This window comes from Bacillus cereus group sp. BfR-BA-01381 (genome assembly GCF_022663555.1).
In the GTDB taxonomy this organism is placed as follows: domain Bacteria; phylum Bacillota; class Bacilli; order Bacillales; family Bacillaceae_G; genus Bacillus_A; species Bacillus_A pacificus.
The window spans coordinates 41,296-56,240 of sequence record NZ_JAKUFR010000027.1; the positions used below are offsets into that span (position 1 = coordinate 41,296).

Sequence of the window (14,945 nt, forward strand, 5' to 3'; positions counted from 1 at the left end):
TTTTGTTATTCTAATCAAACTTGTACAGGAGCTGGCTTTTCATAACGTAAAACTGGTTTACGTGCAGCCATCGTTTCGTCTAAACGTTTAATGACTGTTGTATGAGGTGCTTCTTGTACAACTTCTGGATTTTCTTCTACTTCTTTAGCGATTTGAATCATCTTATCAATGAAACCGTCTAATGTTTCTTTTGATTCTGTTTCTGTCGGCTCAATCATAATACATTCTTCCACATTTAATGGGAAGTAAATTGTTGGTGGATGGTAACCGAAATCAAGCAGACGTTTTGCGATATCTAATGTACGTACACCAAGTTTCTTTTGACGACGACCTGATAATACAAACTCATGCTTACAATGTCTATCGAATGGAAGATCATAGAATGGTGCTAATCTTCTCATCATATAGTTCGCATTTAATACCGCATACTCCGTTACTGCACGCAAGCCATCTGGACCCATAGAACGAATGTATGTGTATGCACGAACGTTAATTCCGAAGTTACCGTAGAATGGTTTTACGCGCCCAATTGCCTCTGGACGATCATAGTTAAAGCGATAGCCATCTTCCGTTTTCTCTAAAATTGGTTTTGGTAAGTACGGAATTAAATCAGCTTTCACACCTACTGGACCAGAACCTGGGCCACCGCCACCGTGAGGACCTGTAAATGTTTTATGAAGGTTTAAATGCACAACGTCAAATCCCATATCTCCTGGGCGCGCTTGGCTTAATACTGCATTTAAGTTTGCACCATCATAGTATAATTTACCGCCTGCGTTATGGACGATTTCTGCCATTTCTAAAATATTTTCTTCGAATAAACCTAATGTATTAGGGTTTGTTAACATAAGTGCTGCTGTTTCTTCATTTACAACACGTTTTAAGTCTTCTAAGTCAACAAGACCATGTTCATTTGATTTTACCGTAATTGTTTCAAAACCAGCTACAGTTGCAGATGCTGGATTCGTTCCGTGAGCAGAGTCAGGAACAATTACTTTCGTACGGTTAAAGTCACCATTTGCTTCATGGTATGCACGAATTAACATTAAGCCTGTCCATTCTCCGTGTGCACCAGCTGCTGGTTGTAATGTAACAGTATCCATACCTGTAATTTCAATTAAATGCTCTTGTAAATCGTACATTAATTCCATTGCACCTTGTACTGTCTTTTCATCTTGCAACGGATGAATATTTGCAAATCCTGCGAAACGAGCTACACTCTCATTAATTTTCGGATTATATTTCATCGTACAAGATCCAAGTGGATAGAAACCAGAATCAACACCGTGGTTACGGTTTGAAAGTGCTGTATAATGGCGCATAATATCAAGTTCAGATACTTCTGGTAGCTCTGCATCTTCTACTCGAATATAATCGCTCTCAAATACATCTTCTAGTTTCACTTCTTCTACATCTAATTTTGGTAGGCTATATCCTATGCGTCCTTCTTTACTTACTTCAAAGATAAGTGCTTGGTCTTGGTTCTTCATTGGATAGCCCCCATTTCGTTTACAAGTGTGTCAATTTCCTCTTTTGTACGAAGCTCAGTTACTGCTACAAGCATATGGTTCTCATGCTCTTTATAATCACGGCCTAGATCGTAACCGCCGATAATATTCTTTTGTAATAATGCATCGTTTACTTCTTTCACTGGGCGCTTGCAATCTACAACGAACTCATTGAAGAATGGTCCAGCAAATGTAACTGTGAAGCCTTTCGCTTCAAATTGACGTTTTGCATATTGTGCTTTAGAAATGTTTTGGCGTGCCATTTCTTTCACACCTTGTTTACCAAGTGCCGTCATTGCAACTGATGCTGCTAATGCATTTAACGCTTGGTTTGAACAAATGTTAGATGTCGCTTTGTCACGGCGAATATGCTGTTCACGTGCTTGTAACGTTAATACAAATCCACGTTTACCATCTGAATCTACAGTTTGTCCGACAAGACGTCCTGGAATTTTACGCATGAATGCTTTCGTCGTTGCAAAGTAACCACAGTGTGGTCCACCAAACTGCGTTGGGATACCAAATGGTTGTGCATCACCGATGACAATATCAGCACCAAATTTTCCTGGTGGTGTTAATGCGCCTAATGATAATGGATTTGAAGAAACGATAAATAATGATTTTTGTTGATGAACGATTTTTTCAATATCAGCTAATTTTTCAACTTGTCCGAAGAAGTTTGGATATTGAACGATTACACAAGCAACTGTATCATCTACTTCACTTTGTAATACGTCTAAATCTGTTACACCATCTTTATGATTAATTTCAACAACTTCAAGGTGTTGACCTTTTGCATATGTTTCAAGTACAGCTCTTGATTCTGGATGAACTGCGCTAGATACAAGAATTTTCTTTTTACGAGTATGGCCAGCTGCTAGCATTGCCGCTTCAGCTAAAGCTGTACCTCCGTCGTACATAGAAGAGTTTGCTACATCCATTCCTGTTAATTCACAAATCATTGTTTGGAATTCAAAAATTGCTTGTAATTCCCCTTGTGAAATTTCCGGTTGGTATGGCGTGTAAGCTGTATAAAATTCTGAGCGAGAGATAACATGATCTACGATTACTGGAGCGTAATGGTCGTATACGCCTGCTCCTAAGAAAGAAGCGTACTCTTTTAAGTTAGCATTTTTACTAGCCATTTGAGATAACTCTTTTAAAAGCTCTGGCTCTGATTTTGCTTCTTTAATTTTTAAATCCCCTTTAAAACGAACACTCTCTGGAATATCAGAGAATAACTCATCGATCGTTTGAACGCCGATCGTTTGTAACATTTCTTTTTTGTCTTCTTCTGTCATTGGAAGATAACGATGCAACATGAAATCTACCCCTCTCCCCGTTACTTTGAACGTTTATAAAATGGTGTTGGAACAACTACTGCTTTGACGCGTTTATTACGAATTTCAATTTCTACTTCTGTATCAACTGCTGCGTATTTTACATCAATTAGTGCTAAACCAATGCTTTTCTTTAACGTTGGAGATTGTGTACCACTCGTTACTTCCCCGATTTTTTCTTCTCCAATAAATACAGGGTAATGCGTACGAGGAATTCCACGTTCGATTACTTCGATGCCGACTAACTTACGAGGCGCACCGTTTTCTTTTTGCTCTTTTAAAGTCGCTTTCCCAAAGAAGTCTGCTTCTTTATTTGGTTTTACCGCAAAGCCAATTCCAGCTTCAACCGGTGTAATATCTTTTGATAATTCTTGACCGTAAAGTGGTAATGTTGCTTCGAAACGAAGTGTATCACGAGCACCTAAACCACATGGTTTTAAGCCCTCTTCTGCTCCAACTTCAAGAAGTTTCTCCCAAAGTTTTGCAGCATCTTCACTCTTACAGTAAATTTCAAATCCATCTTCACCTGTATAACCTGTACGAGATACAAGTGCTGGAATTCCATCTACAACAATATCGTTTTTAAATTTAAAGAACTTAATTTCTTTCAAATCTTCTGACACAACTTTTTGTAAAATGCCTTCTGCTTTTGGTCCTTGAATTGCAAGCTGTGCAACTTCACTAGAAACATTGACTACTGTCGCATCGCCAATTACATGGCTAGCTAACCATTCGTAATCTTTTTCGATATTTGATGCGTTGATAACTAATAAATAGTCTTCTTCACCACGTTTGTAGATTAATAAATCATCTACTGTACCACCATTTTCGTAGCACATTGCTGTATATTGTGCGCCCCCTACCTTTAAGGTAGATACGTCATTTGTAACAACACGTTGTAAAAATGCTAAACTATCTACACCTTTTACCTCAACTTCTCCCATATGAGACACATCGAACAAACCTGCCGCTGTACGTACAGCTTCATGTTCTTCTTTAATGCTTGAAAATTGAACTGGTAACTCCCAACCACCGAAGTCGATTGTTTTCCCACCATACTTCGCGTATACATCAAATAACGGTGTACGTTGTAATGTAATCATGCTCTCTCCCCCTTATGCTCTGACAAATCAATAAAAGTTGTTTCCCTTATCTAAACATTTTCACTCTGAAAAGATAGGATATACGGAATCTCATTATATTTTTTTATGAAAGCGTAAATAAAAAATCACTTTCTTGGATAAAATACGAAAGATTCCACACATTTCACACCATTATCCTAACATTATTCGCTATATTTCATCAATATTCTAGCATAAAAAATAATTTAGAATTTTTTACGCTTAATCTTATTACATACAGTTTTTAAGATTTAGTCCTTTATCTTTACTTATTGTTTACCTTTCAGTAAGTGTAATAGCGCCTTATTACAAGGCTTATATATTAAAGATTTTTTCATAATTACTTTAGTTTATAAAAGGTGGGAGAGTCGTAATGAATGTCGATATTTCCATAGATCGAACGTGGCAAAACAATTTTTTAAATAGAATTGATGAAGATGGTCCTTGGACAAACTGGGATTTATATCATTTAGCTTATGAAACAGAAAAATCGTTACTTGTTCCTACTTTTGATGGATTACAAGCACCGAAACATTTATCCCATTTCACACCACTTCCTCATCAATTAGAAGTCGCTCAAAATGTTATTGAACAAATGAATGGTAAAGCGATTCTAGCAGATGAAGTAGGACTTGGAAAAACGATTGAAGCTGGACTTATTTTAAAAGAATATATGGTCCGCGGCCTTGTGAAAAAAGTACTTATACTCGTTCCAGCCTCTCTCGTATCACAATGGGCATACGAATTAAATACAAAGTTTTTCATTCCAGCTGTAGCTCAAAAGAAAAGCTACTCGTGGGAACAAGCCGATGTGATTGTATCATCAATTGATACTGCAAAACGTTCACCACATCGTGATATCGTTTTGAACTTAGAATATGACCTTATTATTATCGATGAAGCACATAAACTTAAAAATAATAAAACAAAAAACTATGAATTTGCACAGCGATTAAAAAAGAAATTTTGTTTATTATTAACCGCTACTCCTGTCCAAAATAAGATTGATGAAATTTTCAACCTCGTTTCTTTATTAAAACCAGGACACTTAGGCAATCAATCCAATTTTGAAGAATATTATGCTTCAAAAAATCGTTCAGCCGAATCTGATGAAGATTTAAAAGCTCTTATTAACAAAGTAATGGTCCGAAATCGGCGTCATAATACCGGGATTGATTGGCCAAAGAGACATGTACGTACAATTTTTGTTGAGTTTAATGAAGAAGAGCAAGCTCTATATAATGATATCGAAAATTGGCGAGGACAAGACGCCTTCACATCTGCTTTCTCATCATTAACTTTAAAACGGGAAGCGTGTAGTAGTCGCGAGGCCGTTTACTATTCATTAAAAAAACATGTAGAAAAACGACAGAAGGAAAATGAGCATTACGTAAAAGATCCGCATATTGATGTGCTAATGGACAAAATTAACCGTATTCCTTTTAACTCAAAAGCAAATAAAGCGCTAGAGCTTATAAAAGAAATTGACGATAAAGTCGTCATTTTCACAGAATATCGAGCGTCACAAATGTACTTACAATGGTTTTTACAACAACACGGTATTTCTTCCGTCCCATTCCGCGGCGGATTTAAACGCGGGAAGAAAGATTGGATGAAGGAACTTTTCCAAAATCATGCGCAAGTGCTAATCGCAACGGAAGCTGGTGGTGAAGGAATTAACTTACAATTTTGTAGCCATATGATCAATTACGATTTACCATGGAACCCAATGCGCCTTGAACAAAGAATCGGACGTATTCACCGCCTTGGTCAAAAGAATGATGTTCATATTTATAACTTAGCTACAAAACACACTGTTGAAGAACATATTTTGAAACTGTTATATGAAAAAATTAATTTATTTGAGCGTGTAATCGGTGAACTTGATGAAATTTTAACGAGAATTAATATGAAAAACATCGACGCACACATTCAAGAAATATTTGCGCAATCAAAAAGCGAAGGAGAAATCCGCATTAAGATGGAAAACTTAACATCTATTATCGACTTTGCGAAACGAAATGAAGCTGAGGTGCAAGGCTATGCAGCAACATGAAATTCATAATTACTTATACAATTTCTTTGAGGCGAATAACTGTGAAATTTTAGAACGTTCTCCTCATTTATTAGATGTGCAGTTAACAATTGAAATGGATAAATTATTAATGAACCGTCCTTTTTATTGGCACTATCTTGAAAAAACAGGGGGCGTACCGAATCCGATGCGCCTTACTCTTATTACAAATCCAGAAAATGAAGAAAACGATGGCGAGCTTATCCACTACGGTTCCCCACGCCTTCATCAAATTTTTCAAACGACAAAAGAATTAGGTTCTTACATACGTTTATATGAAGAAGTACGGCATAGCGGAGCAACGCATACACCGCTCCATCCGTGGCTCGGTGTAAATATAAAAGTTTCCTATCAATGTGATCGAAAAAAAGATATTCTTCACTCGATTGGCATTCATCTTATTTCTGGCACAATGATTGCAAACTTTCATGAAACATTAACTAAAATTAAACTTACACCGAAAATACCTGACTTTTGTTTTACGCTCTCGCCTATTATTAAACCGCAAAGTGGTTTACAACGTATAGAGGATGCTTTAAAAAATATTATTGCAGAAGATGACCATACGTGGGCGAAAGAAGCAAGAGTACGCTGGAATCACGATTTGGACCTTTTAAATCGTTTTTATGAAGAAAGTGATGAACTTCCTGAAAGCTATGAAATTGAAAAACAAGCACTGCAAGAACAATATGAACCCCGCATTACAGTACAAATTATTAACGGTGGACTCTTTTATGTTACCGCGAATCATTTTCTAACTTAAAAAGCCCCTTCATTTTTGAAGGAGCTTTTTTGAATTATCCTCTATCACCATTACGCTCTTGTTGTTTTTGCTTTGCCATGCGTTTTTGATACGCACGATCCTTTGCACTCACATGATTTGCATCAGTTGGAAGATTTTCTTTTGAACGGCCAATTCCGTTGCTCATCTGTTTCACTCCTTTTATATCTTTCAAAATACACCCTTATTTTCAGCTAGAGACACCTTCCTTATACAAAAAAATAAGAGTAGCAAATGGCTACTCTTACTCACTCACATATTTTTGAAACATATCATGGATGCCTTTATTTACGAGGTTCGAGATCTGCTCGTCAGATTTATTCGGATAACGATCACGCAATCTGATAGATGCCTTCACCATTAAATTTTCTAATACAGAACGGCCGCCTTCTCCATAAATAATTTCAGCATATTCAACAAGCCTTCCATCCTCTACTGTTGCTGGATTATGATTGAAGAAAAATTTACTCATTGCCTCCACCTCTCTCTTTTGATAACGTTTACATTTATATAAATTATTTATGTTATTTATTTCACAATATTGTATGCATGTATATTTAATTAGTTTCATTATAAAGCAACATATCGATAGTAAATATGTGATTTTCCGTCCATTTTGTGAACAAACTAAAAATGAAAGCGTTTCCTTTATTATATACTAAAAAAACTTACTACGCTAGGGGTATTTTTTTCAATCTACTAATCATATACTTTTTCTTTTTCCACTAAACCTTATACAATTTTCAGAAATTATATTATAAAATATATGTATGACTTAAGGAGGCTGTATATGAATCAAAATAAAAAAGCTATATTAGATCTTGTCTTTTATCTCGTAATCCCATTCCTCATTTGGAAATTTGCAAAACCTTATATCGATCCTTATTACGCAATGTTACTTTCCTCTGTTCCGGGGATTATTTATACACTGTATACCTTTAAAAAAGAAAAACAGTTTAACGTAACAGGGTTCTTTATTTTAATTACACTCATTTCTAATACAACGGTAGATCTATTATCTGGATCAGCTGAACGAATGTTGTGGAACGATGCGTATTATCACATCGTACTCGGTATTATCGTTATATGTACAATTTTTATAAAAAAACCACTTATGTTATATTTCGCAGCAGATATTGCTGCACTGCAAGGCCATGACCGTGATAAAAGTCGTGAACTGTATCGTGATAGTCGTATCTATCCAGCATTGCAATATTTAACGCTCTTTTTCGGTCTACAATTCATATTAAAAAGCTTCTTAAAAATTTATTTCATCTCTGTTTTCGGTGTAGATGGCTACGGTGAAATGAGAGCAATTATGACCGCTGTTGGATGGGGCATTTCCATTTGTATCGGAATTGGATTTGTCTGGGTGAACAATAAAATACATGCCGTTACAGAAGAAAACGAGTCTATGCAGTAAATGAAAATCCCCTAGTAGTATGATGCTACTAGGGGATTTTCATTTTGCTACACATATTACGAAATCTTTAACTTGATTTTTTTCTTTTATTTTTTACGTTTTGATAAAACAAAGCAGCACTTAGCGGCATAACACCAAACCACTTATTCATAAATGGCTCTTTTTCAGCACGGCGTTGTTCTTTCTTTTGTTTTCGATCTTCTTTTGGCGCATCCATATACGACACAAACTGCTGTGTCACAAAGCGAACATAATCATTAGTAGACATATTATCATCACCTCTACTTGATTAGTATGTCCACTTTTTTATTCATTAATCTTTTCTTTTAATTCATCCATAATTTGCTTTACAGACTTATTCGTCGTATCAATATGAATATGAGCCTCTTCATAATAAGCTCGGCGCGATTCGAATTTCATTACAAATGCATCTATATCTTTCTTCTGAAATAGTGGACGTGTCGTATCTTCACGAAGCCTCTCTGCAATTACGTGTGGATCACAATATAAATACACGACAGTGCCATTTTCCTTCATCCACTTTCGGTTTTCCTCTCGCTCAATGATTCCGCCGCCAGTTGTAATGATTACATTTTCAACAGGTAGTGAACGTAACATCTCACTTTCATATTCCCGAAAAGCCATTTCACCTTCTTCGGCAAAAATATCACGAATCTCCTTCTCTTGCTTCTCTTCAATTTTTTGATCTGTATCTATAACATCCATATGAAGTTCTTTACTTAATGCTTTTCCAATTGTTGTTTTCCCAGCTCCCATATAGCCGGTTATGTATATAGATTTCATTTTCGTTCCTCTCAATCGTCATGTATTACTTGTTATTATAACGAAAGATGCTACTTTATTTAATAAAAAACGTTTTGTTCTTCTTATACACTGAAGAACAAAACGTAACATACTCGCCTTATCTATAAGTACCTCTTCTCACCCACTGCGTTGCAATCCATTTCTCGCCTTTCGTTACAGGTGCCCCTCCGTGTAACGTAAACTCATTTAGTGATTGATCTTGATAGAAATACTCAAAGTATACTGCCATTCCCTTTCTAGGATGCACAGAAAGATTTAATTTCGGAAAGAAAGTTTCTCCGCCTTCTTCTACATCATTTAAATACATGACAAGCGTACTAATACGATTATTAGCAGCTGATCTACTATGTTCTGCAAAATAATCATAGTGCGCTTTATACTGTTGATCCACTTCATAATTTAAAATGTGTAATCCTTCTCCATGCGACGCAGGAACATTCATGATAGATGAAATTCGTTTTTCAATCTTCGCTGTAAGTTCATTATCGTCCAAAAATGCACCTTTACTTGTTCGAATATCATTTACATCACGTGATGAGCCAACTTTAGAACGCGCTAATTTATTTTTAGACAATTCAATTAATTCATCACACTCTTCATCACTTAATACATTTCCTAACACGACAATAAGAGGTTCTTCGAATTTTGAAATAATTTGTATTTCCCTATCTTCTGTCATAATTGCATTTCCTTTATGATCAAAAATAGTTTGTTCCTTATTTTCACCTATTTGATTGTTGTTTGTCATTTCCCTATTCTCCCTAAAAATAATGATTGGATAGCATGAATATATCATATTCTTTCTACCTTTCTCTTTTTTAAGAAAATTTAAACTTTTAATTGTTTTATTTATCCATTTCCTTTAAAAAAACAGCCTATTTTCAAATGAGAAATCATGGTTTTTTATCCATATATTTCACATACTACCCTTCTATCCAATCAAATATTTTCTCATCCTTTTTTCTATACCGAAAGCTTACTTTATAGAAAACTTCTTGTTTTATTTTGCACTGCAATGAAACGAGAATAACGTCGTTTTCAAATACGTAATTTCCACTCGCTTCGCCCTTTTCATATGAAAAGAAAAAAGTACCTTCCTTTTCTTTTTGCTGTAAGTCTTTTTTTATATTTGTAATAGATCGATTTAGTATTTCCTCCAGTACAAACTTTTGCTCTATTTCAATATAAAATTTTTTATCTACAAGCAACATATTCGTTTCGTATATAAAGAACGAAGTTAATAATACAAGAAAAATAATTGTTCCTGGCATCGTAAACCCATCTTGTTTTCTCATGTATTTATTTCCATTTCACTATACCTAATAGCTACACCTTCATATATTTTCCCACTCCTATCTTTCACATTGATAAAGAGCAAATGAGGTGTTACTTCATACGAAACCATTTCAACATTTTGTAATATAACTTCTCTTCCGCGCATGTTCACTTTTCTTATAAGGTGATTATTCAATTTTTCATACGTCACTTCATCTCCAGTGCGAAGACGGAAGCGCAACATACTCTCTCTATTTTCAGGAACTATTTTTTCCACAAATGATACTTCACGAAACTCTAACTGTACTTGTCCTACAAACACATCCCATTCCCAATTATTTAACCCTTTTGATTGCTTGTTTTCTATTCCAATAAAGTTTAAACGTGGTAAGAGTAAAAAGAACAGTGATAACAGAAAAAAACATACGATCATTTCTATTAATGTAAATCCAACTTCTAATTCATTTTTTCTCCCGCATAAAAGCATTGTTCCATCATTTTTCCTTTCACATCTTTCCACATCGCACAAACTTCATTTCCTCCCCAATATGTGTAATATACATTTCCGTTTATGACTTTTTCTTTCTGTTGTTTTGCCTCATTCTCATACATATATAAAGCTGCTTCTTTTTTTAATAATACAAATGCCTTATAACGAATTTGTATGTTTTTTCGTTCTTGCATAATCAATACTGTTTGCGGAAGTAGTAAAGATACCATCATCATTACTATACTTAATGCTACAAGCATTTCAGCCATCACTGACCCTTTTTGACATTTCACGATACGTAAATCTCCCTCTTCCAAGCTGGAATACAATCTCATATTTATAACTTCGATACGAAAGTAAAATCGTGCCACCTCTATTAATATTTCCACTCGGATTATATGTCATCGGATTTGGAAAAGTATTCAAATCCAATTGTATATCGTTATCATATTCTCTTTTAATGATAGAAAGATCCGTACTCGATTCCCCTATATAATACATATGTCTATCTTTATGCCATCGTAATGTATAGTGTTTTTGACGGTTTATGGCTAATTGTTGCATATACAAAATATCATTTGAAAACTGTCTTAAAAATTGTTCAATTTTTTGTTTTTCATATAATGAATGTACATGAAAATACGTGACCATACTTAGTACAGAAATTGCAAATAAAACGAGTAGCATTTCTAAAAGTGTAAAACCTTTTTGGTTCACAGTTTCCCACTTGTTACTGTGCCATCATTGGAAATATGAATAGCTTCACCATTCGGACACTCATCCTTTGTAATATATTTCCCATCAATCAGCTCTTTTAGCGAGGGAATTTTATTATGTTGTAGTTGATATACTTGTATTTGCGCTTCTATAGATTTCACATAGGCTTTACATCCTTTTCCTTCGACGGATGAACGTTGCGTAACGACATTCGGAATAATTAATAGTAATAATACAGTGATGACGACCATAACTAATAACATTTCTAAAAGGGTAAACCCTTCCTCATTCTGCATGTAAATGCCTCCTATATAGAATTCATCATTTGAAACATTGGCATAATCATCGCTAAATACATAAGAACGACTATTGCTCCAATACACGTAAATAAAATCGGTTGAATAATCACTAACATACGTTTAATTTTTTGCTCAATCTTTTCCATAATTAGATCACTATAGTCACCTAATTCAATCGCCAAATTACCGTTCGCTTGTCCATGTGTAATAATATAAGAAAGTTCTTCCTCATAATATCCGCTTTTAGCAATAATAGATTGCAACGGTTCTCCCGCAATTAATTGGTGTTTAACTCGGCCCGCTTCATACTGAAAGAACGGCTGATACTTTTGCTCCATCATTATTGTTAGAGCCTCAAGTACTGATAGTCCTCCGTGTAATAAGCCGCTCAATTGAGTAGCGAAATAATGCGAATGCTTTAAAATAAGAAATGTTTTTACGAGGGGGATACGAAGCATAATTTTTACTCGCTTCATATGCGGGAGTTTCTGAAAGTACAATATATATACACTACAGCCAATCATAACGATAAAAATTGTGCTAAAAATAAGATAGGGTAGTAGCTTAATTGTACTTAATATTTGTTCTGTGAATAACGGTGCTGTAGAACCAAATGAACTATATACCATGTCAACCTGTGGTAATAAAATGCGGTTAAAAATCAAAATCATGATTATTAAAAAGAACGCCAAAAACATAGGATACTGCATTATTTTCATCATATCTTTCCTATACTTATCCTTTTTATAAAGAAGTGCACTCCCTTGTTGCAACGCAAAAGAAATATCACCATGTTGCTCGGCATAAAATAAATAGCTTAACATCTCCTGATGAAACTTTAATTGATGAAAAGAATCGTGTAGACTTTTTCCATTTTTTAATCCATCAATCATGTGCTGCAATTGTACTTTCTTTTCTAAAGGTAATTGAAACCGTAAAAATTCTAATGCCTGCAAAAGAGAGTATCCTTTTTCTAATAGTTCTCCTAATCGTTTCAGTAATATTACTTGATCACTTAAACTCCATATTTTCTTAAACATAAACATCCTCTTCTAAAAATCCTAAAGCGTATCCTTTTCGCAGCGAAGACTCTAATGTCTCATGCTTGTACGTGACACATTCCCCGTTTGCTTCTTTAATCGCTTGTTTTAACTCATATCCATATAACAACTCATAAATACTCGCTTGCCTTACTTGCCTCATTGATTTACATACAGTTGAGCACTTTCTTTTGCAAAACGGACACTTCAATTCAACAAGTCGCTGTGCAGCTATAGCCAATAAAGATTGTTCAATCTCTTGCCTCGTTATACCAAAATCCATGAACCGAAGTATTGCTCCTTTCGCATCATTCGTATGCAGTGTCGTCATTACTAAATGGCCAGTCAAACTTGCTCTTATAGCGATTTTTGCTGTTTCTTCATCACGAATTTCACCCACTAAAATAACATCTGGATCATGACGCAAAATAGCCTTTAGTCCAGCCTCATATGTGATACCTGCTTTTTCATTTATTTGAATTTGTAATACATCGTCATTTCTTTTTTCAACTGGATCTTCCAGTGTAACGATGCGACGTGTTTTCTTTTTTCTAATCACCTCTAGTAATGCATACATTGTTGTTGTCTTTCCTGAACCAGTCGGTCCCGTAAATACGAGTAATCCATGGGAATAATGTAAAAAAGAAAGTAGTTTCTTCGCTGTACTTGGAAATAACGAAAGATGAGATAGCGGCTGAATAGACGCTTGTAAATGAAGACGAATAACGAGACTTTCTTGATATACGGTTGGAAGCGTGGAAAGGCGTAAATACACTTCTTGTCCATCTATTTGTATATATAGTGAACCGTTTTGTGGTTTCCGCCTCTCTCCTATATCCATGGATGCTAAAAATTTAAAGTGTGAAACAAGTTTTTCTCCAAATTCCTTTTCAATGTATTGTTTAGTCATTAAATCTTTCCCTATGCGCAGTTGAATCACTACATCCTTCTTCCGGGGCACAATATGTAAATCCGAAGCTTGTACCCTACACGCCTCTTTCAAAATCGTATTCGCAAAGCTTTCAATTCCATTCATCATTTTTCCCTCCCCACTATGTATATAGCATGAAGAAATCCATCTGAAAAATCGGTATTTTTGCATTTTCACTAGATAGAAAAGGAAAAATATGTTTGTGAAATTATGAACAATTTCCGAATTATTGTCTAAAATTACCTATACCCATGTTTATCTGTATTATAATGTTATTATCTTGGATAAAGTGATAAAGGTGGAGATCCTCATGGAACAAGCTTTAAAAATTACAGGTGTATTATCTGACCCAACTCGTTATTACATTTATAAATATATTTCTCAAAAACATAGTTACGTAACTGTACAAGAAATTGCAGATGAGTTTGAAATTCATCCAAACGTAGCGCGTTTACATTTATCTAAATTAGAAGATGTTCATATGCTGAAATCCGAAACGAAGAAAACTGGAAAAGGCGGAAGGCCAAGCAGATTATATGTATTATCTGAAGATGTTATCCAATTACAATTCCCATTCCGTGACTATCAATTGTTAGCAAGAATCGCGTTTAATTCTTTACTTAGCCTTGGTGCTGCTGGTGAAAAAGCGCTATACGAAACAGGGAAACAATTCGGGGCCGAATTAATGCAACAACATATGCAGCGTTTAAATGTGAGTGAAGATGCCTTAACAGTGGAACAAAAAATTCAAATTGCAAAAGAAGCCTTTTCGACAGCTGGCTTATCACCTGCATTTGAATTAAGTGCAGATGGAACGAAAATTTTCTATGATGTACACAATTGTCCATTTAAAGAAGTTGCTGTCCATCACCCAACTGAAATTTGTAATATGCACGGAGATATGATGAAAGGGATTTTTGAAATCCTATTCCCTAACACGGAATTAACACGAAACGATAGTTTACTAGATGGATGTAAATCTTGTAATTATAAACTAACAATTTAATTTCTCATATAAAAAGAAGCCAATTATAATTGGCTTCTTTTTATATGAACGAATATTTACAATAGTAAGAAAAATAAACTATAATGAAGTGAGGTTTACTTTTTTTAGAAAAGGA

The 14,945-nt window shown here is 34.9% G+C and carries 20 protein-coding genes; 5 read left to right on the forward strand and 15 right to left on the reverse strand.

Annotated elements, in window-relative coordinates; genetic code table 11:
- Window positions 1-14: 14 nt before the first annotated feature.
- From gcvPB to gcvT, 3 genes are read right to left on the reverse strand one after another with little or no spacing between them, the layout of a single operon-like run.
- On the reverse strand, window positions 15-1,490 hold the full coding sequence (gene gcvPB / locus MR079_RS11915) for an aminomethyl-transferring glycine dehydrogenase subunit 2 (protein WP_000795696.1): 1,476 nt from the start codon (window positions 1,488-1,490) through the stop codon (window positions 15-17).
- Complete coding sequence (gene gcvPA, locus MR079_RS11920) at window positions 1,487-2,830, reverse strand: aminomethyl-transferring glycine dehydrogenase subunit 1 (protein WP_000903231.1); 1,344 nt, start codon at window positions 2,828-2,830, stop codon at window positions 1,487-1,489. The genes gcvPB and gcvPA overlap by 4 nt, the downstream gene beginning before the upstream one ends.
- Before the next feature lie 20 nt (window positions 2,831-2,850).
- Window positions 2,851-3,951, reverse strand: a complete 1,101-nt coding sequence (gene gcvT / locus MR079_RS11925) for a glycine cleavage system aminomethyltransferase GcvT (RefSeq protein WP_139866684.1) — start codon at window positions 3,949-3,951, stop codon at window positions 2,851-2,853.
- 391 nt (window positions 3,952-4,342) lie between these two features.
- On the opposite strand from gcvT, the gene MR079_RS11930 reads away from it, so the two are divergent.
- Both MR079_RS11930 and MR079_RS11935 read left to right on the forward strand, forming a co-directional pair.
- Complete coding sequence (locus MR079_RS11930; protein WP_139866682.1) at window positions 4,343-6,025, forward strand: DEAD/DEAH box helicase; 1,683 nt, start codon at window positions 4,343-4,345, stop codon at window positions 6,023-6,025.
- Window positions 6,012-6,806, forward strand: coding sequence for a YqhG family protein (locus MR079_RS11935; RefSeq protein ID WP_001183969.1), 795 nt, complete (start codon window positions 6,012-6,014; stop codon window positions 6,804-6,806). Before MR079_RS11930 ends, MR079_RS11935 begins: the two co-directional genes overlap by 14 nt.
- Window positions 6,807-6,840: 34 nt before the next feature.
- Here the strand turns inward: MR079_RS11935 and MR079_RS29220 are convergent, their stop codons facing one another.
- Together MR079_RS29220 and MR079_RS11940 are read right to left on the reverse strand one after the other, a co-directional pair.
- Window positions 6,841-6,972 (reverse strand): hypothetical protein, encoded by a 132-nt coding sequence (locus MR079_RS29220; protein WP_000064669.1) that lies wholly within the window; start codon window positions 6,970-6,972, stop codon window positions 6,841-6,843.
- 96 nt (window positions 6,973-7,068) lie between these two features.
- A complete protein-coding gene (locus MR079_RS11940) occupies window positions 7,069-7,296 on the reverse strand; it encodes a hypothetical protein (protein WP_000032699.1) in 228 nt (75 codons plus the stop codon).
- Window positions 7,297-7,369: 73 nt separating this feature from the next.
- Here MR079_RS11940 and MR079_RS11945 point away from each other — a divergent pair, with 73 nt between their 5' ends.
- The gene (locus MR079_RS11945) at window positions 7,370-7,486 is read left to right on the forward strand and encodes a hypothetical protein (RefSeq protein WP_003279814.1); all 117 of its coding nucleotides are present in this window, start codon (window positions 7,370-7,372) and stop codon (window positions 7,484-7,486) included.
- Window positions 7,487-7,614: 128 nt separating this feature from the next.
- Entirely contained in the window at window positions 7,615-8,247 is a 633-nt protein-coding gene (locus MR079_RS11950) for a VC0807 family protein (protein ID WP_139866680.1), read from the forward strand.
- Window positions 8,248-8,314: 67 nt separating this feature from the next.
- On the opposite strand, the gene MR079_RS11955 is transcribed toward MR079_RS11950, so the two are convergent.
- The 10 genes from MR079_RS11955 to comGA form a co-directional block, all read right to left on the reverse strand.
- The gene (locus MR079_RS11955) at window positions 8,315-8,515 is read right to left on the reverse strand and encodes a YqzE family protein (RefSeq protein ID WP_000106079.1); all 201 of its coding nucleotides are present in this window, start codon (window positions 8,513-8,515) and stop codon (window positions 8,315-8,317) included.
- Between the two features lie 38 nt (window positions 8,516-8,553).
- Window positions 8,554-9,051: a shikimate kinase AroK gene (gene aroK, locus MR079_RS11960; RefSeq protein WP_139866678.1), complete on the reverse strand. Its 498-nt coding sequence runs from the start codon at window positions 9,049-9,051 to the stop codon at window positions 8,554-8,556.
- 118 nt (window positions 9,052-9,169) lie between these two features.
- Window positions 9,170-9,820 carry a 2OG-Fe(II) oxygenase gene (locus MR079_RS11965; protein WP_242294015.1) on the reverse strand — a complete coding sequence of 217 codons (651 nt, stop codon included), beginning with the start codon at window positions 9,818-9,820 and terminating at the stop codon, window positions 9,170-9,172.
- Window positions 9,821-9,995: 175 nt separating this feature from the next.
- The gene (comGG, locus tag MR079_RS11970) at window positions 9,996-10,367 is read right to left on the reverse strand and encodes a competence type IV pilus minor pilin ComGG (RefSeq protein ID WP_242294016.1); all 372 of its coding nucleotides are present in this window, start codon (window positions 10,365-10,367) and stop codon (window positions 9,996-9,998) included.
- Complete coding sequence (comGF, locus tag MR079_RS11975) at window positions 10,364-10,834, reverse strand: competence type IV pilus minor pilin ComGF (RefSeq protein WP_000923056.1); 471 nt, start codon at window positions 10,832-10,834, stop codon at window positions 10,364-10,366. The genes comGG and comGF overlap by 4 nt, the downstream gene beginning before the upstream one ends.
- Window positions 10,804-11,106, reverse strand: a complete 303-nt coding sequence (comGE, locus tag MR079_RS11980) for a competence type IV pilus minor pilin ComGE (RefSeq protein WP_000829518.1) — start codon at window positions 11,104-11,106, stop codon at window positions 10,804-10,806. Before comGE ends, comGF begins: the two co-directional genes overlap by 31 nt.
- The gene (comGD, locus tag MR079_RS11985) at window positions 11,099-11,554 is read right to left on the reverse strand and encodes a comG operon protein ComGD (RefSeq protein WP_139866672.1); all 456 of its coding nucleotides are present in this window, start codon (window positions 11,552-11,554) and stop codon (window positions 11,099-11,101) included. Before comGD ends, comGE begins: the two co-directional genes overlap by 8 nt.
- Window positions 11,551-11,850 carry a competence type IV pilus major pilin ComGC gene (gene comGC, locus MR079_RS11990; protein WP_001178694.1) on the reverse strand — a complete coding sequence of 100 codons (300 nt, stop codon included), beginning with the start codon at window positions 11,848-11,850 and terminating at the stop codon, window positions 11,551-11,553. Before comGC ends, comGD begins: the two co-directional genes overlap by 4 nt.
- An 11-nt stretch (window positions 11,851-11,861) precedes the next feature.
- A complete protein-coding gene (gene comGB, locus MR079_RS11995) occupies window positions 11,862-12,893 on the reverse strand; it encodes a competence type IV pilus assembly protein ComGB (RefSeq protein ID WP_139866670.1) in 1,032 nt (343 codons plus the stop codon).
- The gene (gene comGA / locus MR079_RS12000; RefSeq protein WP_073530042.1) at window positions 12,886-13,929 is read right to left on the reverse strand and encodes a competence protein ComGA; all 1,044 of its coding nucleotides are present in this window, start codon (window positions 13,927-13,929) and stop codon (window positions 12,886-12,888) included. The genes comGB and comGA overlap by 8 nt, the downstream gene beginning before the upstream one ends.
- A gap of 205 nt (window positions 13,930-14,134) precedes the next feature.
- Between comGA and MR079_RS12005 the strand changes: the two genes are divergently transcribed.
- Window positions 14,135-14,830: a helix-turn-helix transcriptional regulator gene (locus tag MR079_RS12005; protein WP_029439920.1), complete on the forward strand. Its 696-nt coding sequence runs from the start codon at window positions 14,135-14,137 to the stop codon at window positions 14,828-14,830.
- The last annotated feature ends 115 nt before the right edge of the window (window positions 14,831-14,945 follow it).